This is a genomic window from Streptosporangium sp. H13245, assembly GCF_055690525.1.
The window spans coordinates 1-25,786 of the sequence record NZ_JBSZKT010000010.1 but is presented as its reverse complement, the minus strand read 5'-3'; the positions used below and the strand labels follow the sequence as shown (position 1 = coordinate 25,786).

Annotated in this window: 19 protein-coding genes; 8 read left to right on the top strand and 11 right to left on the bottom strand. The window is 71.5% G+C overall.

The genetic code is table 11. The annotated features are described in order from the left end of the window. The first annotated feature begins 216 nt into the window (after positions 1-216). The 3 genes from ACW9TB_RS18090 to ACW9TB_RS18080 all read left to right on the top strand — a co-directional run bounded on the left by ACW9TB_RS18090 (position 217) and on the right by ACW9TB_RS18080 (position 4,341). On the top strand, positions 217-2,433 hold the full coding sequence (locus ACW9TB_RS18090) for an acyltransferase family protein (RefSeq protein ID WP_472749169.1): 2,217 nt from the start codon (positions 217-219) through the stop codon (positions 2,431-2,433). Positions 2,434-2,533: 100 nt separating this feature from the next. Then, a complete protein-coding gene (locus tag ACW9TB_RS18085) occupies positions 2,534-3,619 on the top strand; it encodes a glycosyltransferase (RefSeq protein WP_472749168.1) in 1,086 nt (361 codons plus the stop codon). Further along, positions 3,604-4,341, top strand: coding sequence for an acetoacetate decarboxylase family protein (locus tag ACW9TB_RS18080; protein WP_472749167.1), 738 nt, complete (start codon positions 3,604-3,606; stop codon positions 4,339-4,341). Before ACW9TB_RS18085 ends, ACW9TB_RS18080 begins: the two co-directional genes overlap by 16 nt. A gap of 24 nt (positions 4,342-4,365) precedes the next feature. Here ACW9TB_RS18080 and ACW9TB_RS18075 read toward each other — a convergent pair whose 3' ends face one another. The 7 genes from ACW9TB_RS18075 to ACW9TB_RS18045 form a co-directional block, all read right to left on the bottom strand. Continuing rightward, the gene (locus ACW9TB_RS18075) at positions 4,366-5,241 is read right to left on the bottom strand and encodes a sugar kinase (RefSeq protein WP_472749166.1); all 876 of its coding nucleotides are present in this window, start codon (positions 5,239-5,241) and stop codon (positions 4,366-4,368) included. Positions 5,242-5,254: 13 nt separating this feature from the next. Beyond that, positions 5,255-6,136, bottom strand: coding sequence for a glycosyltransferase family 2 protein (locus tag ACW9TB_RS18070; protein ID WP_472749306.1), 882 nt, complete (start codon positions 6,134-6,136; stop codon positions 5,255-5,257). A gap of 195 nt (positions 6,137-6,331) precedes the next feature. Further along, positions 6,332-7,099: a CDP-alcohol phosphatidyltransferase family protein gene (locus ACW9TB_RS18065; RefSeq protein ID WP_472749165.1), complete on the bottom strand. Its 768-nt coding sequence runs from the start codon at positions 7,097-7,099 to the stop codon at positions 6,332-6,334. Then, positions 7,077-8,117: an iron-containing alcohol dehydrogenase family protein gene (locus ACW9TB_RS18060; protein ID WP_472749164.1), complete on the bottom strand. Its 1,041-nt coding sequence runs from the start codon at positions 8,115-8,117 to the stop codon at positions 7,077-7,079. The genes ACW9TB_RS18065 and ACW9TB_RS18060 overlap by 23 nt, the downstream gene beginning before the upstream one ends. Before the next feature lie 5 nt (positions 8,118-8,122). After that, positions 8,123-8,857: a phosphocholine cytidylyltransferase family protein gene (locus ACW9TB_RS18055; RefSeq protein ID WP_472749163.1), complete on the bottom strand. Its 735-nt coding sequence runs from the start codon at positions 8,855-8,857 to the stop codon at positions 8,123-8,125. A 106-nt stretch (positions 8,858-8,963) separates the two neighbouring features. After that, entirely contained in the window at positions 8,964-9,587 is a 624-nt protein-coding gene (locus ACW9TB_RS18050; RefSeq protein ID WP_472749162.1) for a DUF5941 domain-containing protein, read from the bottom strand. Positions 9,588-9,650: 63 nt separating this feature from the next. Continuing rightward, positions 9,651-11,429, bottom strand: a complete 1,779-nt coding sequence (locus ACW9TB_RS18045; protein ID WP_472749161.1) for a CDP-alcohol phosphatidyltransferase family protein — start codon at positions 11,427-11,429, stop codon at positions 9,651-9,653. A gap of 155 nt (positions 11,430-11,584) precedes the next feature. Here ACW9TB_RS18045 and ACW9TB_RS18040 point away from each other — a divergent pair, with 155 nt between their 5' ends. After that, positions 11,585-13,060: an SDR family oxidoreductase gene (locus ACW9TB_RS18040; protein ID WP_472749160.1), complete on the top strand. Its 1,476-nt coding sequence runs from the start codon at positions 11,585-11,587 to the stop codon at positions 13,058-13,060. Positions 13,061-13,084: 24 nt separating this feature from the next. Here the strand turns inward: ACW9TB_RS18040 and ACW9TB_RS18035 are convergent, their stop codons facing one another. Continuing rightward, on the bottom strand, positions 13,085-14,116 hold the full coding sequence (locus ACW9TB_RS18035) for a glycosyltransferase family 2 protein (protein ID WP_472749305.1): 1,032 nt from the start codon (positions 14,114-14,116) through the stop codon (positions 13,085-13,087). Positions 14,117-14,182: 66 nt separating this feature from the next. Here ACW9TB_RS18035 and ACW9TB_RS18030 point away from each other — a divergent pair, with 66 nt between their 5' ends. The 3 genes from ACW9TB_RS18030 to ACW9TB_RS18020 all read left to right on the top strand — a co-directional run bounded on the left by ACW9TB_RS18030 (position 14,183) and on the right by ACW9TB_RS18020 (position 16,861). Beyond that, on the top strand, positions 14,183-15,697 hold the full coding sequence (locus tag ACW9TB_RS18030; RefSeq protein WP_472749159.1) for an LCP family protein: 1,515 nt from the start codon (positions 14,183-14,185) through the stop codon (positions 15,695-15,697). 57 nt (positions 15,698-15,754) lie between these two features. Next, on the top strand, positions 15,755-16,123 hold the full coding sequence (locus tag ACW9TB_RS18025) for an STAS domain-containing protein (RefSeq protein ID WP_472749158.1): 369 nt from the start codon (positions 15,755-15,757) through the stop codon (positions 16,121-16,123). Between the two features lie 342 nt (positions 16,124-16,465). Next, entirely contained in the window at positions 16,466-16,861 is a 396-nt protein-coding gene (locus ACW9TB_RS18020; protein WP_472749157.1) for an STAS domain-containing protein, read from the top strand. A 41-nt stretch (positions 16,862-16,902) separates the two neighbouring features. On the opposite strand, the gene ACW9TB_RS18015 is transcribed toward ACW9TB_RS18020, so the two are convergent. From ACW9TB_RS18015 to ACW9TB_RS18005, 3 genes are all read right to left on the bottom strand, one after another. Next, the gene (locus tag ACW9TB_RS18015) at positions 16,903-17,952 is read right to left on the bottom strand and encodes a LacI family DNA-binding transcriptional regulator (protein WP_472749156.1); all 1,050 of its coding nucleotides are present in this window, start codon (positions 17,950-17,952) and stop codon (positions 16,903-16,905) included. 7 nt (positions 17,953-17,959) lie between these two features. Next, positions 17,960-20,563, bottom strand: a complete 2,604-nt coding sequence (locus tag ACW9TB_RS18010; RefSeq protein WP_472749155.1) for a glycoside hydrolase family 3 C-terminal domain-containing protein — start codon at positions 20,561-20,563, stop codon at positions 17,960-17,962. Positions 20,564-20,763: 200 nt separating this feature from the next. Next, the gene (locus ACW9TB_RS18005) at positions 20,764-22,113 is read right to left on the bottom strand and encodes a DUF1996 domain-containing protein (protein ID WP_472749154.1); all 1,350 of its coding nucleotides are present in this window, start codon (positions 22,111-22,113) and stop codon (positions 20,764-20,766) included. Positions 22,114-22,479: 366 nt separating this feature from the next. Between ACW9TB_RS18005 and ACW9TB_RS18000 the strand changes: the two genes are divergently transcribed. After that, entirely contained in the window at positions 22,480-25,488 is a 3,009-nt protein-coding gene (locus tag ACW9TB_RS18000; RefSeq protein WP_472749153.1) for a galactose-binding domain-containing protein, read from the top strand. Positions 25,489-25,786: the final 298 nt, after the last annotated feature.

Here is a 25,786-nt window from a genome sequence, read left to right as displayed (position 1 = left end):
GCGGGCACCGGCCGTTCGCCGGGTTGTGGACAGTCACGATTACCCGAGAACCGCCCGAATCGAAGTGCGCGCGTGCGACAGAGGGCTCACAGTCGGTTTAGGGTTGGTCAAGGCGGCGAGGCGAATGCCTGCCCGCGTCCCCGGCCCGCCCCCGGGCGCCCCGCACGTCTGCCCGACTACTCCCCGGTCTCCGACAGATAGCTGAGCCTCCCCCTCGTGAGCGACATCCGATCCTTCCAGGTGCCGGCCCCCCAGGACGACGGCGGTTCCGACCCCGGCTCCGGTGGGTCCACCGGCGGGCAGGGCCGGAGGTCCGCTCCGTGGCCCGCGCCCGGCCACGCGCAGGCGCCCGGAGGATCCCAGCCCTCGTGGCCGGAGCCTCCGGGTCAGGTCACCTCCGGCAGGACGTCCCGGCGCGACGCCGGGGACGGCTGGGAGGAGAGCCCCGGCGAGGTCACCGAGTGGGGGGCCTACCCGGCGTACCGCGAGCCCCACCCCGGCGGACCCCAATCCAGCGGGTCTCACTCCGGCGGCCCCCACCAGAGCGGGCCTCACTCCAGCGGCCCCCACCAGAGCGGACCTCACTCCAGCGGGCCTCACCAGAGCGGATCTCACCCCGGCGGGCCCTACAGCTCCTACAGCTCCCACGACCCGCTCGACCTGTCCAAGCCCCTGGAGCCCGAGCCGGTCCCCCAGGACCCGTCGTGGGCCCGTGAGGAGCCCGCCTGGGCGCAGGACGGGCCGTCGTGGGCGCAGGAGTCGTGGGCACCGGAGGGATCCGCCCCCTCGGGGCCGTCATGGGCGCGGGAGGAGCCCGCCCCTCGGGTGCCGTCGTGGGCGGACGAGGGCCCCACCCCTCCGCAGGGCGCCCCCCAGGTGCCGTCCCCCCGGCCCGACTGGGCTCCGCCGCCCACGCCACCGCACGTTCCCTCGCGGAGAGAAACCCCGCGGAGAGAGACCCCGCAGGGAGAAACCCCCCAGGGCGGGGCCACGCGGGGAGGAATCCCACGGGAAGGGGCCCCGCGAGGAGGGGCCTCGTACCCTCAGGCTCCCGGCCGGGCGCCCGCCCAGGGACCCCCCCGGCCCCCCGAGGAGCCCGAGCTTCCCGGACGTCCCCGGCTCCCCGGAGAGCCCCAGGCCCCCGTGCGGTTCCCGAGTACGGGAGCCCCGCGCCCCCGGCAGGAGCCCCAGCCAGCCGCGCGCCCTTTCTCGTACTGGGAGAGGGACAACACCGGCCGGGAGAGCGAGCCCTCGTTCTGGAACCAGGGCCCGCATGCCGAGCAGGAGCTTCGGGCCGAGCGCGAGCGCGAGATGGTCGCCGAGGAGGAGACCCCGGCCGCCCCGGCCAAGAAGAAGCGCGAACCGTACCTCGACAACGTGAAGTTCGTCCTGATCGCCCTGGTGGTGACGGGCCACTCGCTGGTCCCCACCCTGAAGGCGCACTCGGCGGAGTCCGCGTACCTGTTCATCTACATGTTCCACATGCCGGCGTTCGTGCTGATCAGCGGCTACCTGGGCCGCAACTTCTGGAACTCCAACGCGAAGATCAACAAGCTGGTCGACACCCTGCTGATCCCGTACGTGGTCGTGGAGATCGGTTACGCGCTGCTCCGCTACGGGCTTGGCCAGAAGTGGACGCTGACGATAATTGATCCGGCCTGGCTCAACTGGTACCTGCTGGCCCTGGTCCTCTGGCGGATCTCCACGCCCATCTGGACGCGGATGCGGCAGCCGCTGCTGGTCGCGGTGGTCATCTACATGGCCGCGGGCTTCTCGGAGATCTCCGGTGACTTCAGCATCGACCGCTTCTTCGGCCTGCTGCCGTTCTACGTGCTCGGCCTGCTGCTCAAGCCGGAGCACTTCGACCTGCTCAAGCCCCTCTGGGTCAAGATCACCTCAGCGGTCGTCCTCGTCGGCGCCGCCGTGGTGGCGGTCGTCATCGCGCCCCGCGTCCCGCTCGACCCGATCTACTTCCGCTACAGCTTCAAGGCGATGGACATGTCCTGGTGGCTGGGCTTCGGCGTGCGCGGCGCCGTGCTGATCGCGGCGCTGGTCATGACGGTCGCGGTGCTCGCGCTGGTGCCCCGGGGCGAGACCTGGTTCTCCGACCTCGGCACCCGCACTTTGTACGCCTACCTGCTCCACGGCGTCGTGGTGGTCATCGCCAAGGACCAGGGCTGGCTGAGCTTCCCCTGGCTGTACGGCCCGCTGGGCGTGGCGGCGATCGCGTCCAGCTCGCTCGCCCTGGCCATCGTGCTGTGCCTGCCGGAGACCCGCAAACTCTTCAAGTGGATGCTCGAACCCCGCCTGGTGTGGCTCTACCGGCGCCCGTCCCCTCCCGCCGACACCGCCGTCGACACCACTGCCGCTACCACCGCACCGACCGGCACCGCACCCGTCGCCAGGGAGAGTTCAACCTCAGTTACCCGGTAATTAACGCAACACATCCGGTGATGACGGAACGAACACTCAGCATCGGGATATGCGGGTATGCGTCGCGACAATCGCTCATCACCCAGAGGACACCCGGATCATGCATCGGCAGATCCGGTCGCTTCTCGACGCCGGGCATGAGATCACCTACGTCGCCCCCTTCACCGACTGCAACGTCACCCCGGATCCGGGGATCCGCGCGATCGACGTACCCCGGGCGACCGCCAGCCGTCGCGCACGCGCCCTGAAGGCCGCGCGAGGGGCTCTCAAGCGCGGGGTGGAGGGCGCCGACCTGCTGGTCGTGCACGACGTGGACCTGCTGTTCCGCCTGCCCAGGCGCCGTCCCGCCACCGTCTGGGACGTCCGTGAGGACGTCGGGGACACGTCCGCCGCGCTGGGCGCCGGTCTCCCCCTCCCCGGCAACCTGCGCCGCGCCCTGCCCGCGCTGGTACGCCGGATCGAGGCCCGCGCGGAGCACCGCCTGCACCTGATCCTGGCCGAGGAGTCCTACCGGGAGCGCTTCTCCGGGCCCCACCCGGTCGTGCCCAACGCCGCCTACGTGTCCCCGCGCCCGCCCGCGCCGCCCGGCCGGAACCGGGTGGTCCACGTCGGCCACCTCTCCGAGGCCGGGGGCGTGGCCGAGCTGATCGAGTCGGCCCGGCTGCTGCTCCCGCACGGGATCAGGCTCGACCTGATCGGCTCCGCCGACGTCCGGATCAGGCCGCTGCTGCGGGACGCGCAGCGGGAGGGCCTGCTCGACTGGTACGGCTACGTGGCCAACCGGCACGCGATGAGGATGGCCGAGGGGGCGATCGCCGGTCTGTCGCTCCCGCACGACGCGCCCGGCCCCCGGCCCGTACCGGCCAAGATCATCGACTACATGGCCCGGGGGGTCCCCGTGGTCACCACCCCCCTGCCCGCCGCCGCGTCCATGGTCGAGGGGACTGGGTGCGGCGTCGTCGTCCCCTTCGGGGACACCGAGGCGGCGGTACGCGCGGTGCTGGCGCTGCGGGACGACCCGGAGGGGGCGGCCGAGATGGGGGCACGCGGCCACGCCGAGGCCCTGGCCCGCCACAACTGGCCGGACCACGCGGGCGCGTTCGTCGAACGGCTGGAGGAATGGGCGGGCAAACCAGTGACGTCGGGCCGGGAGATTGGTGTACTGGAGGCATGGCACGCCATCTGATCCAGGGGCGCGAGGTCGCCATGCCGGTCCGCGTCCGCGACGTCATGGTCTGCAGCGCGTCCTACCTGGTCCGGGCGGACGCCGCGCGGGCCGTGATCGCCTACTCGCACCTGGACGTCGCCGAGGTGCTGCCCCGTAAGGCCCTGTGCACGCTGGTGTTCGCCGACTACCGCGACAGCGACCTGGACCGCTACCACGAGTTCGGGGTCGCCTTCCTGGCCAGGCCGCCCGGCGCGGGCCACGTCCCCGGCGGGGGGCTGCGCGCGAACCTGTCCGAGCTGCACCGCACCGGCGCGGGGGCCTTCGTCCACTGGCTCCCGGTCGACCAGGGTTTCACCATGGAGGCGGGCCGCGCCATCTGGGGCTTCCCCAAGGAGCTGGCCGACATCGACCTGCGGACGTCCTCCCCCTACAAGCGGTGCATCCTGCGCAAGGACGGCCGCCTGGTGCTGGACCTGCTGATCAAACCCGGCGTCCCGGTGCCGGGCACCGGCATGATGACCGCCCTCGACGCCTACAGCCACCTGGACGGCGTCACCCGCCGTATCCCGTGGTCGCTGTCCCCCCGGGGGATCCGCACCCGTCCCGGGGGCGCTCTCATCCGCCTGGGCAACCACCCGATCGCCAAGGAGCTGAGCGAGCTCGGCCTGCCCAAGCGGGCCCTGGTGACGAGCACGATCTCCCACCTGGCCATGACCCTCGGCGAGGCCAAGGAGCCCTGAGGGCCCCGGCGGAGCCTCATCCGGTCAGTTGTCGAGCTCCAGGAGGGGCAGCTCGGCCCTCGTCGGCAGTCCCTGCCAGTCGCTGGGTCCCGACGAGGCGAAGGCGGCGAGCAGGGCGCCCCTGCGTAGCCGGTCGGCCGGGTGGAGACCTTCCAGCAGCGCGCTGAGATAGCCCGCGACGAAGGCGTCCCCGGCGCCGTTGGGGTCGACCACGGGCGCGGAGAAGCTGGCGGCGTCGTGGCGGACCCCGTCGACCCGCACGCTCGCCCCCCGGGCACCGCGCGTCACGATGACCTCGCGGTCCCCGGTGAGCGCGGGCTTGACCAGGTCGAGCTCGGTCTGCCGGACGAACAGCACGTCGGCCGAGCAGGCCAGCACGCTGAGGATCTCCTCGGCCTCGCGCAGGTCGGGCCAGAGCTGGTCGTGGTAGTCGATCGCCACCGAGACCGCGACCCCGGCGGTCCGCGCGGCGCGTACGGCGGCGTGCATGGCGTCGCGCGCGCTCAGCGCGGCGGTGATCCCGCTGACGTGCAGAATGCGGGAGGTCGCGATCCGGTCCACGGGGACGTTCCCCTGGGCGAGCCTGACGCCGGTGCGGTAGTACGTGATCCTGGCCGCCTGGCCGAGCCTCGACTCCTTCAGCAGGATCCCGGTCGGGGACCCCTCGTCCACCCGGGCGTCGGAGACGTCCACGCCCTCGCCGCGCAGCGCGGTGAGGATCCTGGCCCCCAGCTCGTCGCCGCCGACCTTGCCCAGCCAGCCCACCCGGTGGCCGAGCCGGGACAGCCCGACCGCGACGGTGAACTCGGCCCCGGCGACGTCCAGCCTGGCCTCGTGCTCGTGGCGGATCCGGCCGCTGGTGACGACGCCGAACGCCTCGCCGAGGGTGTAAACGTCCATCGCCGGTCGGGGGTCAGACGATCGGCGGGCGGCCGAGGCGGAGCATCCGCCAGGCGGTGTTCCATCCCATGGGACGGCGCTCGCCCGCGGGCTCGCGGAGCCCCTCGGTGAAGCCCTTGAACCAGGCGCGCAGGGCCGGCCTGGAGCGCTCGCGGGCCAGGGTCAGCACCATCCAGTTGAGGAGGTAGAGCACGGCCAGCGCCCAGGGAAGGTTGCGGCGGGCCAGCCAGACCCGGTTGCGGGCGTTGAGGCGGTAGAAGTCGGTGTGCCGGGTCGGGGGGACCTGCGGGTGGTACATGACCGTCTGGGCGTCGTACTCGATGCGGTAGCCCTCGCCCAGGAGCCTCCAGGCCAGGTCGGTCTCCTCGTGGGCGTAGAAGAAACGCTCGGGGAGGCCGCCGACCTGGAGGAAGGCCGAACGGCGGATGGCGCACGCGCCACCCAGGAAGGTGGTGACCGGGGAGGACCGCTCGGGGTCGCCCGCGCGCAGGCGGGGGACGTGGCGGCGCTGGCCGATGCCGCCCTCGGGGTCCTTCACCCGGAAGGAGACGACCGCGAGGTCGTGCTCGGTGGAGAAGCGCTCCCGCAGGTGGGAGACGAGCTCGGTGTCGGCGTACCAGCCGTCGTCATCGAGGAAGAGGACGACGTCGCCCGAGCACTCCTCGACGCCGCGGTTGCGGCCCGCGGGAATGCCCGCGTTGTGGTTCAGCCGCACACTCCTGATCGAGGCCGAGGACCCCGGGGGCACGGTGGCCGACAGCTCGGGGACGTCCGCGCCGTTGCCGACGATGACCACCTCGACGTCACCGTCGACCTGGTTCAGCGCGGACTCGACCGCCCGGTCCAGCTCGGGGACGCGGTTACCCATGGTGAGGATGACGCACGAGATCTTCAACGGGTCATCGTCCTGACGCGTCGAGAGCACGTACGGAGCATACTTTCATGATCACCGAGTCTGCTGGGTCGGGAATTCTGGCACGGCTGGGGTTTCCTGGTATACCGGGGAACAAGCGTATCGGAACCGTTGGCGAACACCCACCAAACATCAGGGTGTTCGCACCTACGACGCGCCCGGACGCCATCCGGTTCCTCATGAAAGCCGCCTGGACGCCAGAATGCTGATCAGGTGCAGGACCATCTGCAGCACGGCGACGATCACGCAGGCCACCACGAGGATCCTCGTCGCCGCCAGCCCCCCGTTGATCGCGTCCCAGATCGCGGCGACCACGATGAGAAGGGACAGCTCGACCGCCTGCACGATCCGGTGGAACTTCAGCGCCGCGGCCGCCCTGCGCGCCAGGCCCAGCCCGCGCGACCGGAAGTGCTCGGCCGAGGCCTCGCTCGCCGCGACCAGCCCGGAGCGGGCGCGGGCCACGTCGACCAGGTCGGTCTCCGCCTTGATCAGGATGGCGCCGAGCGCGGCGGCGAACCCGATCACGGTGTACCAGTCGGGCAGGATCTCCGACGCCCGGAAGCCCAGCCCGATGAGGATGGCCGCCTCGGCGAAGTAGTGGCCGACCCGGTCGAGGTACACACCGGTGATGGAGGTGCGGCCGGTCCAGCGGGCCAGCTCGCCGTCGGAGCAGTCGAGCAGCAGGTAGAGCTGGACCAGCAGGGCCGCGAGGACGGCCGCCCAGAGCCCGGGCAGCGCGAGCACCGCTCCGGCCAGCAGGCCGGTGAGGATCATCAGCCAGGTGGTCTGGTTGGGGGTGATCGGCGTCTTGGCGAGGAACCAGGTGACGTAGATCGACAGTTTGCGCATGTAGAGAGCACCGGCCCAGTGCTCTCCGCTGTTGCGCTCCATGGTCGTGTGCGGCTGGGCCACCGCACGAAGCTCAGCGACCGACGGCCCGGACATAATCCTCCACCCGATCGCGAATCTCCGGCTCTGACAGGCGCAGGTGCTCAAGGATCGTGTAGCGGCCGGGGCGCGTGGCCGGGGCCAGCATGACCGCGTCGGTGAACCGCTCCGGTGACAGCCCCACGTCGGCGGGGGTGACCGGCAGCTCGTGCCCGCGCAGGCAGTCGACGACCTGGTTGAGCCTCCGCGAGTCCTCGCGGAGGAAGAAACAGAATGCGGCACCTATCCCGGCGAGTTCGCCGTGGTTGGAGGTGCCGGGAAAGAGCTGATCCACGGCATGCAGGATCTCATGGTCTCCGCCACTCGAAGGACGGGAGGAACCGGCGACCACCATCGACATGCCCGACAGGATGAGCGCCTCGGCCAGCACGGTCAGGAACGCGTCGGACTCGATCGAGTCGGATCTGCCGATCACCGCCTCCGCCGCGGTGCGGGCCATCGCGCAGGCCAGGCCGTCGATCGGCTCCCCGCGCTCGCTCGCGCCGAGCTGCCAGTCCTCGATCGCGGAGAGGTTGCTGACCACGTCGCCGACCCCGGACCGGACCAGCGAGGCGGGCGCGTCGTGCACGAAATCGAGATCGACCATGATGGCCAGCGGCATGGGCACGCCGAAGGAGCCCTTGCCGCCGTCGTGCGACAGCGAGGCCACCGGCGAGCAGATCCCGTCGTGCGACAGGTTGGTGGCCACCGCCACCATCGGGATCCCGGCCAGCGACGCGGCGTACTTGGTCACGTCGATGGTCTTGCCGCCGCCGATGCCCACGACCGCCTCGTACGCCCCCTTGCGCAGGTCGGCGCCGAGCGAGATCGCCGCGTCGACCGAGCCGTCGGGCACCCGGAAGACCTGGGCCTCGCCGAGCGAGGAGGTGATCACCGAGGCGATCCTGTCTCCCTGGCCCGCGCCCACGGCCACCGCCACCCGCCCGGAGGTCGCCACCCTGCTATCGGCCAGCAGCGAGCCCAGCTGGGCGACGGCGCCCCGGCGCACCTCCATGGACAGGGGGGCCGGGAGCATTCTGGCTAGTATCGGCACGCGATCTCCCGCGCCTTGGCGAGGTCGTCGTGGTTGTCTACCTCGACCCACGGGACGTCGCCGATCGGGGCGACGGCGATCTTCTCGCCACGGGCGACGAGCTCCTGGTAGCCGTCCTCGTAGTAGAGCTGCGGGTCGCGCTCGAAGGTGGCCTGGAGGGCGTCGGCGAGGCGGTCGCCGATGCCGGGACGGATGAGCGTGGCGCCGATGTACTCACCGGCGGCGGCGGCCGGGTCCATCAGCTTGGTGATCAGCCGCAGGTGGCGGTCGTCGTCGAGGGTGACCTTCATCTCCTCGTCGGCGAGCTTCTTGACGTCGTCGACCGCGAGCAGGATGTCCGTGGTCGCCGGTGCGGAGAGCAGCGTCTCCTCCACCGAGACGGGGTGCACCGTGTCGCCGTTGACCAGGAGCACGCCCTGGTCGAAGTAGTCGCGCGCGCACCACAGGGAGTAGGCGTTGTTCCACTCCTCGGCCTTGTCGTTGTGCACGAGGGTGAGCTTCACGCCGTGCCGCCGCTCCAGCTCGGCCTTGCGCTCGTGCACCGCCCCCGCCTGGTAGCCGACGATGACCACGACGTCACGGAGATCGGCCGCCGCGAGGTTGCGCAGCGAGATGTCCATGATCGTGGTGTCGCCGTCGACCGGCACGAGCGCCTTGGGCAGCGTGTCCGTGTACGGCCGCAGGCGTCGTCCGGCCCCGGCGGCCAGCACCATTCCCAGCAACGTGCACTCCTCATTAGGGGTGAGAGCCTCCGGCGGGCACTCCTAGGCCCCAAAGATTAGTTGCCTTCAGGCCCTGATCGTGTAATCGAGGGTTTGCCGGGTGTTCTCAATCGTGTGCGCCGAGGTCGGCCGCGTCCACCCCGATCCTCGGGGCGGCCAGCCAGCAGGTGACGCTCTCCCAGGAGAAAAGGCACCACAGGTAGAGCGCGAGCAGGACGAACACCAGCGTGACCTGCCCGGCGAGCCCGCCGAGGGCGATCAGCAGCATCCGGCCGTCCCAGCCGAGACCGGCCGTGGCCAGCCAGGACGGCGGGTAGACCCGCTGTCTCAGCCGGTAGACGACGTCGTAGTGGTGGAAGGCCATCGCGCCGAGCAACATGAAGATCAGCCATGGCGGCACGTCGTGCGCGAAGCCCACCGAGGCCACGAAGCCGTACTCGGTGAGGCGCAGGATCGGCGGCACCATCCAGTCGAGACGGCCGTCGTGCGGGTGGGAGCTGCCGGGACCGGCCAGCAGCAGCGCCACCGCGGGGGCGAACACCGCCAGCCCGTCGCTGCCGGCCACGCCGACCAGCAGCAGCACCCCGGTCACGAACATCCCGACGATCGCGGGCGGCAGCGGCGGGAGCTGCCCGGCCACCATGGCGCCCATGCCCCTCGACAGCACCCCGTCGTCCCGGTAGGCGACCACGGCGCTCCGCGGCACCGGCGCCATGTGCACAGAAATCATGATCGCACCTGTTTCTTCCACTTCTTCCACTCGCCCGGCGGGGATCCGTCCCGCCGGTCACGGTCATCGGCTGAGCGACCTGCCCGTACGGCCCGAGAGGATGTAGAGGGCGGCGATCCCGCCCCAGACCAGCAGCGCGACGAAGGTCACCCAGGCGTTGAAGAAGGCGGCGGTCACCGCGATCAGGGCCATCCGCTCCCCGATGGGCAACACGATGATCTTCTTGAACCAGCGGGTGGGCGACGCCTTCTCCATGGCCCGCGAGAGCCGCAGGATCGGGTTGCCCGCCCCGGGCCCGGCGCCGTCCGCGGCGACGGCCGCCCTCCCCAGGGAGTCGGCCCGCCCGCTCCCTGCGCCCCCATCTCCGGCACCAGCACCAGCGACGACACCGGCATCGGCGACGGCACCGGCACCGGCCCACTCGCCTTCCGCGCCGGTGACCGGTACGGCGGCCCGGTCGTCGGCACCGCCCTCCCCGGCACCGACTCCGCCCTCGCCCGCGGCCGGTGCCCGTCCCGTGTCGGCCCCCGCGAAGGCGGCCCGCCGCGCCGGGCGTCTCGCCGCACCGGCCGGGTCGGTCAGCGAACCCGCCGCCCTGGCCCAGGCCGCGCCCACCCGGCTCGCGTCGGTCCGCGCCCCCGCGTACGAGAAGTCGATCATGTGGCGGAGCATCTGCAGGATCATCGCGGCCACCGCCAGCGCCCAGATGCCGTCCGGGCCGCCGCCCGCGACGTCCAGCCCGGCCGCGTACCCGATGGCGAGGCCCAGGTAGACGGCGTACTCCTTGACGCGGTCGAAGGTGGCGTCCAGCCACGCGCCGAGCGGCGAGAAGGCGCGGGTGTAGCGGGCGAGCTGGCCGTCGACGCAGTCGAGCACGAACGACAGGTAGAGCAGGACCGCCCCGGCGACCAGGCCGGACCTGGTGCCCACGGAGAACCAGACCGCGGCGAGCGCGGCGAGGCCGACGGAGATGCCGGTGACCGCGTTCGGCGTCAGGCCGAGCCTGGCGACCGGCTTCACGAGGTGCCTGGACCAGGAGCTCACCGCGTACGTGGCGAAGAAGCCGTCGTTGCCCTTGACCGCGGCGTCCAGCCGGGCCTCGTTCTCGTCGACCTCGGCCAGCCGGGGCACGGCCACGTCGGCGTCCGCCTGCCCGGCCATCCGGTCGGCGTGCAGGCGGCCGAGCCTGGCCGCGCGTACCTGGACGCCGGAGCGGACCAGGCCGACCAGGAGCAGGCCGGGGGCCTCCGCGCCGTCCATCGGGCCGAAGCCGCCCGCCTCGGCGAGCTCGGCGAGCGTCTCGGCGGTCTCGGCGAAGCGCGCGAGGTCGGGCACGCCGACCTGGAGCGCGCCCCTGAAGGTGCCGTTGGTCTCGCCTGCCTCGTGGAAGGAGGTGCCCGCGGCCACCACGTACCTGTTGTCGGTCCTGACCGGCGGGCGGGCCGGTCCCGGCTCGCCCTCCTCGCTCACCAGCGCGCCGGTGTCGCGGGCCGGGTGCTCCACGAGCATGGCCAGCGCCTCGGTGTGCGCGACCAGGTCACCGGCGACCACCAGCACCGGGCCGACGGCCGAGCGGGCCACCTTCGCGATCCTGCGCAGGTCGTCGGCGAGCCCTCTCGACCCCTCGGTCCCGATCATGTGGGTGCCGCCGGGCACGTGGATGATGTCGCTGGAACGGGCCACCACGTGCACGTCCCGTACGGGAAGCGTGGCGAGCTGGCCGGTCAGCCTGTCGAGGAGGGTCCCGCCGGAACACCGGAGGCCGGACGCCTCGGTGGTGGCGAGCACGATCGCGACCGCCTGTGAGGCGCCGGAGGGGGCGATGGCGTGAGAGTCAGGCAATCCGGGCTCCTTCGTATCCGACGGGATAACCGTACGAATCGGGGAGTGCGCACTCAGCGTAGCTAGATCTTGACGGGATAGCACGGGAGCACGCCGGACGATCAGGTACGCACCCATTACGCTCGCCATATCCGAACTGTTAAAGGAATCTGATCGTGGCCGAACGCGAACCGCGTCCCCGAACCGTCGGTGTGGTCCTGGCAGGCGGCGTCGGCCGGCGCCTCGGTCACGACACCCCCAAACAGCTGCTGGAGATAGCGGGCAGGACAATTCTCGAACACACCCTCGCCCTGTTCCAGGGGGCGCCGGAGATCGACGAGATCATGGTCCTGATGGCGCCCGGCTTCACCGGGGAGGTGGAGCGGATGGTCGAGCGTAACGGCTTCACGAAGGTGGGCCGGATCCTGGAGGGCGGCGCGAGCCGCCCGGAGACCACCTGGCGGGCGCTGCGGGCCCTGGGCACGCGGGAGTGCCACGTGCTGCTGCACGACGCCGTACGGCCGCTGGCGGAGCCCAGGATCATCACCGACTGCGTCGAGGCGTTGCGGACCTTCTCCGCGGTCGAGGTGGCGATCCCCAGCTCCGACACGATCGTGGTGACCTCGCAGGGGCCGCACGGGGAGGTCGTCAGCGACGTCCCCGACCGCGCGGGCCTGCGCCGCGTCCAGACCCCGCAGTGCTTCCGGCTCTCGGTGATCCGCGAGGCGTACGAGCGCGCCTTCGCCGATCCCGGCTTCGGCGACCGGCCGCCCACCGACGACTGCGGCGTGGTGCTGCGCTACCTGCCCGACGTGCCGATCCACGTGGTGCCGGGCAGCGAGCGGAACATGAAGGTCACGCACCCGGTGGACCTCCTCGTCGCCGACAGGCTCCTCAGGCTCGCCGCGAGCGACGTCCCCGCCCGTTCCGGCACCGCCCTGCGCGAGGCGCTGGAGGGCAGGACCGTGGTGGTCTTCCGCGCGGACGACGACGCGGGCGCGGAGGTGGCCCGGCTCGCCTCGGACCACGGCGCCCGCGTGTTCCCCTTCCCCGGATCACCGGGCGTCCCGGGGACGGCGAACCCGTACGGGACACCGGGCGTCTCGGAGACACCGGGCCCCTCGGGAACGCCGGACATCCCGGAGACGTCCGGCCTCTCCCGCGTGCCGGACGGCGTGCGTGTCGACGATCCCCGGGCGGTGGCCGACGCGCTCGCCGGGGTCGTCAAGGAGACGGGCGGGATCGACTACGTGGTCGGCGCGGCGGGCACGCCACCGGGCAGGCTCGACGCGGCGGACGACACCGCGATCGCCGAGACCGTGAACGCGGACCACCTGGGGCCCGTCACCGTCGCCAGGGCGGCCCTCCCCCATCTCCGCGAGACGCGGGGGCAGCTGCTGTTCCACTCTCCCCCGCCCGCCGGGGACGGAGCGGGCGACGGCCTGCGCTCCTTCGCGGGAGCCGCCGTGGCCGGTCTGACCCGGGCCCTCGCGAAGGAGTGGGCGGAGTACGGGGTGCGGGTCAACTGCGTGGACCCCGGGCGGGCCGGAGCCGCGACGCCGGGCCACTCCTCCCCGTACGCCGTCGCCCGCACCTCGCTGGACGTGCTCGCCTCCGGCGTCACCGGCCAGGTGGTCGACTCCCGCCCCTGAGGGCGCGCGCCCCGGCGGGGAGGGTCAGCCGCCCGCCCTGCCGGGCTTGCCGAGCTTTCTCGGGCTGGTCAGGAAGCCCCAGCCCCACGACATGTGCATGGTGACGTAGACCAGCGGCAGCCGGACGAGCGCCGGGGTGGGCAGGCCGCTGCCGGTGACCGCGGAACCGGCCAGGATCGCCGCCAGGTAGCAGCCGGGGATCAGCAGCCCCGGCCAGAGGAACGGGGAGACCAGCAGGCCCGCCAGGATGGCGAGCACGGCCATGGGAGGCGCCAGGTAACGCAGGTTGATCGTGCCCTCGTGGGTGCGGGCGACCACCCTGCGCCAGCGGCCGTAGTGGAAGTACTGCTTGGCGAGGGCCCCGAGGTCGGGCCTCGGCCGGTAGGAGACGCGCATCCGGGGCTGGAACCAGACCAGGCCGCCCGTCTCGCGGATGCGGTGGTTCATCTCCCAGTCCTGGGCCCGCTGGAAGTGCTCGTCGTAGCCGCCGACCCGCTCCAGCGCGGCGCGGCGGAACACGCCGAGGTAGACCGTGTCGGCCGGGCCCGCGGTGCCGCCGGTGTGGAACCTGGCGCCGCCGACGCCGATCTTGGACGTCATCGCGCGGGCCACCGCCTGCTCGAACGGCGTGACGCCCTCGGCCGCCATGACGCCGCCCACGTTGTCGGCGCCGGTCTCCTCAAGGGTCTCCACCGCGACCTGGAGGTAGTCGTCGGGGAGCATCGCGTGACCGTCCACCCTGGCGATGATCGCGTTGCCGGACGCGGCGATGGCCGCGTTGAGCGCGTTGGGAGTGCGGCCGGTCGGGTTGGGGACGACGACCACCCGGGGGTCGTCGGCGGCGATCTCGTCGGCGACCTCTTGCGTACGGTCGCGGGAGGGGCCGATCGCGAGCACGACCTCGATGGGTCCCGCGTACCGCTGCGACAGCACCTGACGCACCGCCTCCCGCAGATGGCGCTCCTCGTTCAGCACCGGGATGACGATGGAGATGGGGGGCCAGACACGTGTCTCGGAAGACGACGCCGGCGCGGGCGAGTCGGGGAACTGCTTCATGGCGTCGCTCACGCTACTGTACGAACGGGTACCTCATCGACCCAGCTGGAGCCTAGGGGGCCATGCATGCGCGACCCGGAGGAGGATTCGGGTGTGCACGTAGGCGGCGACGCCTACGGAAGCGTCCGGGTGAACCCGAGGCGTGATCGCAGGTCGGCGAGGGGCGCCCGCACCAGGCGGCGCGGCCTCGTGATCGCCGGCGCGCTCTCCTGCCTGGTCCTGGGCAGTTCCGGGGTGACGTGGGCGCTGACCAACTACGCCACGACGAAGATCGAGGCGGTCGACGCCGGGGTCCCGGGGTCGCGGTCGAGCACCGGCGCGATGAACATCCTGGTGGTCGGCGTCGACAAGCGCGACGACCTCACCCGCAAGCAGCAGAACCAGCTCAAGCTGGGCCGCGAGACCGGCGAGCGCACCGACACCATGATGGTGATCCACGTGTCGGAGGACCACCGCGCGGTCACCGTGGTCAGCCTCCCCCGCGACACCTGGACGACGATCCCCGGCAAGGGCCTGCACAAGATCAACGCCGCCTACCAGCTCGGCGGCCCGAAGCTCGCGACGCGCACGGTGCAGACCGCCACGGGCCTCACCCTCCACCACTACGTCGAGGTCAACGTGCTGGGGTTCATCCAGGTGGTCGACGCCCTCGGCGGCATCTCGGTGTGCACCCCGGTCCCGATCAACGACCCGAAGACCGCGCTCAACCTTCAGCCGGGCACGTACTCCTTCGACGGCGTCAAGGCACTCGCCTACGCCCGCACCCGCGCCACCGCCCGCTCCGACCTCGACCGCATCGACCGCCAGCAGCAGGTGATCTCCGCGCTGCTGAACCAGGCGCTCAGCGGCGAGACGCTGACCAACCCGGTCAGGCTCGCCTCGTTCGTCGACACGGCCCTCGACACGATCCGGGTGGACGACGCGCTCCGCGGGGACCTGCTCGGCCTGGCCGACCAGCTCAAGGACGTCTCCACCGACGACGTGGCCTTCGCCACGGTCCCGCTCGCGGACGTCGACTACAAGACGCCGACCGGCGAGTCCGCGGTGCTCTGGGACAAGGAGGCGGCCAAGGAGCTGTTCCGTCGGATCGCCGCCGACGAGACGCTCGTCAAGCCCGCCAAACCCTCCAAGCCCGCCAAGTCCCCCGGGGCCACGCCCACCCCGGCGGCCTCCCCCTCGGCCCCCGCGCTGACCGTCGCGCCCTCGCGGATCGCCCTCACGGTGCTCAACGGCACCACGATCACCGGCCTGGGCGCGCAGACCAGGGCGGAACTGCAGAGGGTCGGCTTCCTGGTGCCCGAGGTCGCCGGCAACACCCCGCAGAAGGACTTCGACAAGACCGTCATCCGGTACGGCCCCGGCCGCGAGGACTCGGCGCGCACCGTCGCCGCCGCGCTGCCCGGGGCGGACCTGCGCCCGCTGGAGAGCCTCGGCGACAAGATCGAGGTGGTCGTCGGCCGGAAGCACGCGCCGGCGAAGAAGGTCACCGTGAAGGAGGTGGCCGCATCGCCTACCCCGGCCGCTACCCCCACCGCAACCCCGACAGCAAGAACAGCAACGGACAATATCTGCAAAAAGTGAGCTACGTGCATAACAACCTTCCGTCAGGGCAACTAAAAAGGCACGGAGGTGATGATCGTGATCTCAACATTCGATGTTCAGACATGGCGCAGCGGCACCTGTGTGGTCGTACAGGCGACGGGCGAACTCGACATGGCCGTGGCTCCCCGGTTGCGCGCGGAAATCGACCACGCCCTGGACGCCGCCGCACATCCGAACCTGGTGATGGACGTGACGGGCGTGCCGTTCTGCGACTCGGTGGGATTGGGAGTCCTCGTGGGCACGCTCACCCGGCTCAAGGAGGCCCACGGCCGCCTCATGCTGGTGGTGAGCCCCGGCATGATCACTCACCTGCTGACGATCACGAATCTCGACCGGCACTTCGAGACGCGGGACAACCTGCGCGAGGCGCTCGACGCCATGGCCCCGAGTCACTCCCCGGGCTGATCCCGCCCAGCTCAGACCCGCTTTCCCACCCGGCTCAGAGCCCTCTCCCGTCGCTCGGGAACCGCCCTCACCACGCTCTTCCGGGCCTTGGCGGACATGGCTACAAAGCTGTTTCCTGGAATAGCTGGCACATATCCAAGTTGGCATCTACACTTCGCTTCGAAGCTATACGATCACGGAAAGCGATGATTCGCACCGTTAGGGAGTATCGTGGCTTCAGGTCGTCCACCCCCTCCGCGCCCGTACGGCGCGACCAGGGAGGCGACGAGCTGAGGCCAGGCGTCCGAGCGACACCCCCTGGCCGGATACGTACATTCACGTGAGCCTGCAGGGAAGTGGGCGATGAACGCACTTCAACTCACGAGCGAGCACGCGAACGGCTTCGTGGTCATCACGGTGGCCGGTGAGCTCGACCTCGCTACCAGGCCGGACCTGTCGGCCTTCACCCAGGGCGTCATCGACGCCCGCCCCGGCACGGTCGTCATCGACCTCGCCGGTGTCACCTTCATCGACGCCTGCGGCCTGAGCGCGCTGATCGCCGTCAAACGGCACGCGCGCGAACGAGGCACGCCTCTGCTCCTCGCCGGAGCCCCGCCCGTGGTTCTCAAGCTTCTGAAGCTCACCAACCTCGACGCGTCCTTCACCGTGATCTCCCGCTCGGGGGCGATGGGCCCTCCGCCGGGCCGCACCGAGGCCGCCTCACCCGTCCAGGCGACCTCCCCCCTCGCCGACCGGTAGATCCCGGCCCTCGTCCGCGGTTCCCGGCCGATCCGCCCGGGTCAGGCCGACTCCCTGATCACCAGGGTCGGTTCGAAGATCCGCGAGGTCACCGGATGGTCCGGCCGCTCGATGTGGGTCAGCAGCAGCCGTCCCATCTCCGCGGCCATGTCCTCGACGGGGTGGCGGACGGTGGTGAGCGGCGGGCGGCAGGCCAGCGCCGCGCTGCTGTCGTCGAAGCCCACCATGGCCACGTCCCCGGGCACGTCGCGCCCGTGCTGGCGCAGCACCAGCAGGGCGCCCTGGGCCATCAGGTCGTTCGCCGCGAAGACGCCGTCGATGTCGGGGTGCTCGGCGAGCAGCCGCTCCATCGCGGCCTCGCCGCTGGGCAGGGTGAAGTTGCCCTCGGCGCAGGGGATGTAGGGGTGGCCGTGGACGGCCATCGCCTCCTGGAAGCCCGCCAGGCGGTCCTGGCTGGCCGGGACGTCGAGCGGTCCTGAGATGGTCGCCAGTTTGCGGCAGCCCCGGGCGACGAGATGGTCGGCGGCCAGCTTGCCCCCGGCCCGGTGCCCGACGTCGACGTAACTGATCGGGATCGGCCTGGCCGGTCTGGCGAAGAGCACGGCGGGCAGCGAGGCGTCGGCGAGCAGCTTGGGCAGCGTGTCCTCGGTGCTGATGGAGACCAGGATGGCCCCGTCGACGTTGCCCCGGCGCAGGTAGGTGATGACCTGGTCGCGGGTCTCCGGGGTGTCGGCGAACATCAGGATCGGGTAGATGCCCAGCGGGCGCAGGAAACCCACGACGCCCCCGGCCACGCGCCCGAAGAACGGATCGGCGAAGACGTGGCCGGGAAACGGGCTCTCCTCACTGCTGCCCGCCCCGGAGACGATCAGTGCGATCGTCCCCGTACGCCGGGTGACCAGTGAGCGCGCGGCCTGGTTGGGAACGTAGCCGGTGAGAGCGATCGCCTGCTTGACCTTCTCCTGGATCGCGAGATCGACATTGCGGATCCCGTTGATCACACGCGAGACCGTGGCACGGGAGACTCCCGCCGCCCGCGCCACATCCTCCAAGGTGGGGGGTGCCGACACTCGCGGTAGGCCTTCGCTCATAGGGCTTTTATAGCACAGCGAGAGAGCGCTCTCCCGAGGGCTCCCGCGGGGTCGGCGGCTCCGTGCCGAGGACCACCTCGGCGCTCAGCGGCAGGTCGGCGGCCGAGCGTCCGGCGAGCACCGTGAAGGCCCCCTCCTCGGCCCGCCAGGCGTGCTGCTCGGCCGACCAGTGCCGGAAGGCCCGTGCCGGGACCTCCACCGTGACCTCGACGACCTCGCCGGGCCCCGCGTCGGCGAGGGCGTAACCGGCCAGCCAGCTCGCGGGACGGGTCACGCCCGTCTCCGGCCGGGCCAGGTAGACCTGGACGACCTCGCGCCCGGCGCGCTCGCCGGTGTTGCGCAGCCGTACCCGGACGGGCAGCGGGTCATCGCTTGAAACGTCCCAGGGCACCGAGACGTCCTCGTAGGACCAGGAGGTGTATCCGAGCCCGTGCCCGAACCAGTACGCGGGCGGCGCGGGCCGCCGCAGCCAGGCGCGGTACCCGATGTCGAGGCCCTCGGCGTAGGTGAGCGTGCCGTCCTCGGGGACGGTGGAGACGAGCGCCCCGTCCGCCCAGGTCGTGGGCAACCGGCCACCGGGCTCGGCCCGGCCGAACAGGACGTCGGCGAGCCCGTGCCCCGCCTCCTGCCCGGGGAACCAGCTCAGGAGTACGGCCGCCACCTCCTCGCGCCACGGCAGGACCATGGGCCCCCCGGAGTTGACGACCACGACGGTCGCCGGGTTGGCCGCGGCCACCGCGCGGACCAGCTCGTCCTGACGTCCGGGCAGGTCCAGGTGCGTACGGTCGGCGCCCTCGTTCTCGATCTCCTCCGTGGAGCCGACCACGACGACGACGGCGTCGCAGGTACGGGCGAGCTCGACCGCGGCGGCCAGCTCCACCTCGTCGGCACGCCGGGGCGGGTCCGCGGCCAGGACCGAGGCGATCCCGCTGCCGGGGTCGAGCCGCCGCCGGGAGACGAGCTCCACGTCCCGGCCCGCCGTCACGGAGAGGCGGGCGCGCCGGTACGGCGGCGACAGGTGCACGGTGGCGGGGTCGTCGGTGTCACGCTCCACCTCCTCGTCGACGAGGACGCGGCCGTCGGCCTCCAGGAGGACGTGCCCCCATCCGGCGACGGCCAGCTCCCAGAGGCCGTCCACCTCCGGGCTCAGCAGGGCGCGGATCTCGACGGTGGCGGCGGCGTCGATCCGGGCGGGTTCCAGGATGCGGCCGGTCAGCCGGTGCTCGGCGTGGATCTCCGCTCCGGTGCCGTCCAGCAGCCGGACCAGGACCCCGGGTTCGCCGGTCAGGGGGTTGCGGGCGTTGTCCGTGCCCAGCGGGGTCGGCCGGTCGTCGAGGTGCGGGCCTGGGCCGTGGAACACCTCCGCCGTACCGGACAGTGCCTCGTGGATGCCGTCGAGGGGCGACACGACGGACATGGGGTACACGCCCGCGCTGCCGCCTCCCTGGATCCGGGGGGCGGCGGCGTTCGGGCCGAGCACGGCGACCCTGCGCAGGCGCGAGGGGTCGAGGGGCAGCAGCGAGTCCTCGTTGCGCAGGAGTACGGTGCTCGCGGCGACGGCCCGGCGCAACAGCGCGCGGGCGGCCTCGTACTCTCCCTGCCCGCCGTCCTCCCGCTCGGCGGAGCCGGGGAGGTCCCGCTCGGCGGAGGCGGAAAGGCCCGGGAGGTCCCGTACGGCGGAGGCGGGGAGATCCTGCCCGGCGGAAACGGGGAGGTCAGGGACGGCGGGAACGGCGTCGGTGGGGTCGGCGGGGAGGTCCAGCGCGCCGACCCGGGAGGCCAGCCGGAGCAGGCGCCGGACCTTGTCGTCGATCGCCGACTCCGGCACCTCGCCCGCGCGTACCGCGGCGACCAGCGCCTCTCCCCAGGCGTCGTTCGGCCCCGGCATCGCGAGGTCCTGCGCGGCGCGGGCGGCGGGAGCGGTGGAGCGGACGCCTCCCCAGTCGGACACGACCACCCCGTCGAACCCCCACGCCTCCTTGAGCGGGTCGGCCAGGAGAGGGCTCTCCGACATCGTGGTCCCGTTCACCCCGTTGTAGGCGGACATGACGACCCAGACGCCCGCCTCGACCACGGCCTCGAACGGCGCCATGTACAGCTCGCGCAGGGTCCGCTCGTCGACGCGGGCGTCGAGGGTGAGCCGCTCGGTCTCGGAGTCGTTGGCGACGTAGTGCTTGGCGGTGGCCGCCACCCCGCCCGCCTGGATTCCGCGGACGCAGGCGGCGCCGATCCTGCCGGTCAGGAGGGGGTCCTCGGAGTAGCACTCGAAGTGGCGCCCGCCGAGCGGCGAGCGGTGCAGGTTGAGTGTCGGGGCGAGCAGGACGTCCACGCCCTTGCGCCGCGCCTCGGCGGCGAGCAGCCCGCCCAGCAGCTCCACGAGGTCGTCGTCCCAGGTCGCGGCGAGTGCGGTCGCGGAGGGCAGGGTGAGGGAGGTGCTCCGCTCGTCCCAGCCCTGCCCGCGCACGCCGACCGGGCCGTCGGAGGTGACCATGGCCCGCAGCCCGATGCCCGGCTCGGCGTGGGTGGACCACACGGTCGCCCCGGCGATCAGCCGCACCTTGCGTTCCAGGTCCAGCTTCTCCACCAATCGGTCGAGCTCGTCGATGCTCACGTGGTTTCCCTTCGCTGTCGGAGAGCGCTCTCCAGTACGTCACGGCGGTCCCGTGGCTGTCAATGTCCGGGAAATGTCCGGGTACGGACACGCCGGGACCCATGCCGGAAAAGCACGTGCCCGGCCCCGGCCCACGGGTGCCGGAGTCCGGGGCACCCGAGGCCGGAGCCGGGCACATGCGGTCGGAGGGTCAGGGAAGGTCAGGGAAGCTCGAAGTTCTCGGTGAGGGCGGCGCCGCGGTGCGGCTTGTACAGGTCGTAGCCGCGCGGGTTGCACTGGAGGCCACCGTTGATGCAGTGGGTCACCAGGGCGTCCAGGATGGCGGTGTTGTCCCAGGCGTTGAAGAAGTCGTAGTGCCAGGTGTAACCGCGCCCGCTGGCCAGCCGCGCCTGTGACAGGTCACCGCTGGCGGGGAAGGCGATCTTGAACTCCAGCATCGGCACCGCCACCGGGTGGCTCGCCGGGCAGTAGCCGCCGACGGGGTAGGACATGTGGCTCTTGTGGTTGGCGCTGTCGAGGTTGACGCCGTCCCAGCAGCTCGGCGCCTGGTAGCGGACGTTCACCTGGCTGCCCGCCACGCAGGACGTCGGGATGTCCCAGCTCTTGGAGATGTCGCCGCACTCGAAGCCCTCGACGGCGCCGGGGGAGTCGCGGAACTCGGCGAGCGTCGCGGTCGGGCTGCCGACGACGAAGCGCAGGCTCTGCGGGAAGGGCTGCACCTCCCAGTAGTTGAGGATGCCGGACTTGTAGTAGATGACCTGGTTGCCGGTCGGCTCGATCAGCTGGTTGCCCTTGTAGAAGCTCGGGAACCAGTAGGCGGACCTGTCGTGCGGGTTGGTGCACGAGGTGCCGCCGCCGAGGAGCGAGGACGCCGTGCTGCTCGCGTTGGTCGTCCTGTTGCCGACGAAGGTGTGCATGTGCGAGGCACCCGGCAGGCCCGGGTAGATGATCGGGTCGTCGGGCCGGTTCGCCGTCGGGGAGCAGTTGGCCTGGAACTCGTGGTGCGTGACCTCGTCGGTGAACGTCGGCCTCGGCCTCGGGGTGGTCCCGGCGCCGCCGGTGCCGTACACCTTGAACTCCCACAGCGAGTAGCCGTAGCCGGTGCCCCGGGCGGTGCCGTACAGCCGCACGTACCGTCCGGAACCCGAGACGTTGAGGGTCTGGGTGCCGCCGGTGCCGGTGGTGGTGGAGTAGACGTCCGTCCAGGACGAGCCGTTGGCCGAGGTCTGGATCTTGAACGCCTTGCCGTACGCGCCCTCCCAGTTGAGGACGACCTGGGAGACCGTCGCGGTGGCACCCAGGTCGACCTGGATCCACTGCGGGTCCGCGGCGGCACTGGACCACCGGGTCCCGGTGCTGCCGTCGAAGGCGGCTCCGGCGCCGTACCCGCCTCCCTCCGAGGAGGAGGCGGTCGCGGGCCGGCTCTGGGAGAGCAGGCCGTCCGCCGCGCTGGCGGGGGAGATGATCGCCAGACCGGCCGCGACCAGCGCGGTGATAGCGGCGGCGACCAGTCCCAGGCGGAATCTGACGGGACTTCGGGATGGGCGCATTGCCTCTCCTTCAGTGGGGGGTGGCCGTTGGGAACGGCACAGGGAGAGCGCTCTCCTACGAGGTTGATCCTCCCTGTTGCGAGTTGTCAAGACGCCAGCCAACCCAATCTGAAACCCGCCGTTCACGTCACCGATACAGAGACGCGCCCGCTTCCCTGTCGCCGACGCGCGAGCGGACGTGCGAGAAGGTGGGCTTTGAAGGCATATGTCCATTGGGAAGAAGTTTCCGGCGCGTGAGCAGCGCGTTTCGCCCCCGGGAGAAGTAGGGCCTTGACACCGCTCGACCCCCGGGAGCACCCTCGGTTACGGAGAGCGCTCTCCCCCCTCGCCGTCCCCTGGCGGGCATCCCCCTTTCGAGGAGAGATCGTGTATCCAGCTCGTAGTTCGAGCCGCTCCCGGTTAGGCCTGGTCATCGCCGCCCTGGCGGCACTGGTCCTCTCCGGGCTGGCATTCACCGGCCCCGCGGCGGCGGCCGACGGCCTGCTGTCGCAGGGCAAGACGGCGACGGCCTCGTCATCCGAGGGCGCCGGCTACGTCGCGTCGCTGGCGGTCGACGGAAACCTGACCGGCACCCGGTGGGCCAGCGCGTTCAGCGACCCGCAGTGGCTCCAGGTCGACCTCGGCGAGACGGCCACGATCAGCCGGGTGGTGCTGACCTGGGAGGCCGCGTACGGCAGGGCGTTCAAGATCCAGACTTCGGCCAACGCCTCCACCTGGACCGACGTCTACTCCACCACCACCGGCACCGGCGGCACCCAGACCCTGGACGTGACCGGTTCCGGCCGGTACGTACGGATGTACGGCACCGCCCGGGGCACCGGCTACGGCTACTCGCTGTGGGAGTTCCAGGTCTACGGCAGCACGGGCGGCCCCCAGGAGCCCGAGGAGCCGGAGGAGCCCGGCGCCTGGACCGAGGTGTGGAAGGACGAGTTCAACGGCTCGGCCGGCACCTCCCCCTCGGCCGCCGACTGGATCCTGCGCACCGGCACCTCCTACCCCGGCGGCGCCGCGAACTGGGGCACCGGCGAGGTCGAGACCATGAGCGCCTCGACGGCCAACGTCTACCTCGACGGCACCGGCAACCTGAACATCAAGGCGATCAAGGACGGCGCGGGCAACTGGACCTCCGGCCGTATCGAGACCCAGCGCACCGACTTCGCGCCGCAGCCGGGCGAGATGCTCAAGTTCAGCGCCAGGCTCAAGCAGCCCGACGTCGCCAACGCCCTCGGCTACTGGCCCGGCTTCCGCGCGACCGGCGCCGCCTACCGTGGCAACTACAACAACTGGCCGTCCGTCGGCGAGACCGACATCATGACCGGCGTCAACGGCCGCAACCAGCTGGCCAACACCCTGCACTGCGGGACCGCGCCCGAGGGTGTGTGCAACGAGTACAACGGCCGCACCAGCGGCTTCGCCACCTGTGACGGCTGCCAGACCGGCTACCACGAGTACGCGCAGGTCATCGACCGCACCAAGACCGACGAGGAGATCCGCTTCTACCTCGACGGCAGGCAGACCTGGGTCGTCCGCCAGAGCCAGGTCGGCGTCACCGCGTGGCGGGCGGCCCTGCACCACGGCTTCTACCTCCGCCTCGACCTCGCCATCGGCGGCTCGCTGCCCAACGCGCTCGCGGGCGGTACGACACCGACCGCCGCCACCACCTCCGGCGGCGTGCTGAGCGTGGACCGGATCGCGGTCGCCAGGCAGACCGGCACCGTCCCCGCCGCGATGACCGACCCGGCGACCCCGGCCGGGCCGAGCACCGTCAGGGTGACCGGTACGCAGGGCAACTGGCAGCTCCAGGTGAACGGCGCCCCGTACCTCGTCAAGGGCCTGACCTACGGCCCGCCGCAGGCCGCGGCCGACGGCTACATGCGCGACCTCAAGAACATGGGCGTCAACACGATCCGTACCTGGGGCGTCGACGACACCCACACCCCGGCGCTGCTCGACAGGGCCGCCCAGCAGGGCATCAAGGTCATCGTCGGGCACTGGCTCAACCAGGGCGCCGACTACGTCAACGACACCGCGTACAAGACCAGCGTGAAGAACGAGATCGTCGCCCGCGTCAACGCCCTCAAGAACCGCCAGGGCGTGCTCATGTGGGACGTCGGCAACGAGGTCATCCTCACCATGCAGGACCACGGCCTTCCGGCCGACGTGGTCGAGCAGCGGCGGGTGGCGTACGCGAAGTTCGTCAACGAGGTGGCGCAGGCGATCCACGTCGCCGACCCCAACCACCCGGTCACCTCCACCGACGCCTACACCCAGGCGTGGACCTACTACAAGGCCCACTCCCCGGCCCTCGACCTGCTCGCGGTCAACTCCTACGGCGCCATCCACACCGTCAGGCAGGACTGGATCAACGGCGGGTACACCAAGCCGTACATCGTCACCGAGGCCGGGCCCGACGGTGAGTGGGAGGTGCCCAACGACGTCAACGGCGTCCCGACCGAGCCGACCGACCTGCAGAAGCGGGACCAGTACACCGCCAGCTGGAACGCGATCAAGGGTCACACGGGCGTCGCGCTCGGCGCGACCGAGTTCCACTACGGCCTGGAGAACGACTTCGGCGGGGTGTGGCTCAACACCACCACCGGCGGCTGGCGCAGGCACGGCTACCACTCGCTCAAGGCGGCCTACACCGGGCAGCCCTCGGCGAACACTCCCCCGGAGATCACCTCGATGACGGTCGGCTCGCAGACCGCCGTCCAGGCGGGGAAGACCTTCACCGTCGAGGTCGCCGCGACCGACCCGAACAGCGACCTGATCCGCTACAACCTGATGTTCAGCAACAAGCACATCAACGGCAACCGCGGCTTCGACAACGTCAGGTTCGTCCAGACCGGCCCCGGCAGGTTCACGGTGACCGCGCCGGAGCAGATGGGCGTGTGGAAGGTGTACGTGTACGCCTTCGACGGGCACGGCAACGCGGGCATCGAGCAGCGGTCGTTCCGCGTGGTCCCGCCGACGGTCGCCGGGACCAACGTGGCACTCGGCAAGCCGACCACCGCCTCCTCCTACCAGGCGACCGGTGACGGCGGTCCGTTCAACCCCGGCCGGGCCACCGACGGCAGCTTCACCTCCCGCTGGGCCAGCGAGTGGGCCGACCCGCAGTGGATCCAGGTGGACCTCGGCGCGACCACCGCGATCAGGCACGTCCAGCTCGGCTGGGAGGCCGCGTACGGCAGGGCGTACCAGATCCAGACCTCCGCCAACGGCTCGACCTGGACCACCGTCCACTCGACCACGACCGGCGACGGCGGGTTCGACTCCGTCGACCTCACCGCGTCGGCCAGGTACGTCCGGGTGAACCTCACCCAGCGCGGCACGCCGTACGGCTACTCGCTCTGGGAGTTCGGCGTCTACAGCTAGACGCGGACCGCACGCGAAGGGACCCGGTCCGGGAGGCACGTGCCTCCCGGACCGGGTCCCTTCGCGCTTCTTCGTGTCCTCGTGTCCTCGTGTCCTCGTGTCTTCGGGCCTGGAGAGACGCGGAGCGTGCCGCGGGCCGCTGGGTGGCCGAAGTCATCTCCAAGGCAGTTACAAGATCACCTTGAAACCATGCCCGCATCGGGTTCGCCGTCCGGAACGCCACAGGTCGTCGACCTCGCCGGACGGCGCCCTCCCACCTGCGACCACTCCCCCCGATCATGGACGGAACGATGAGCAA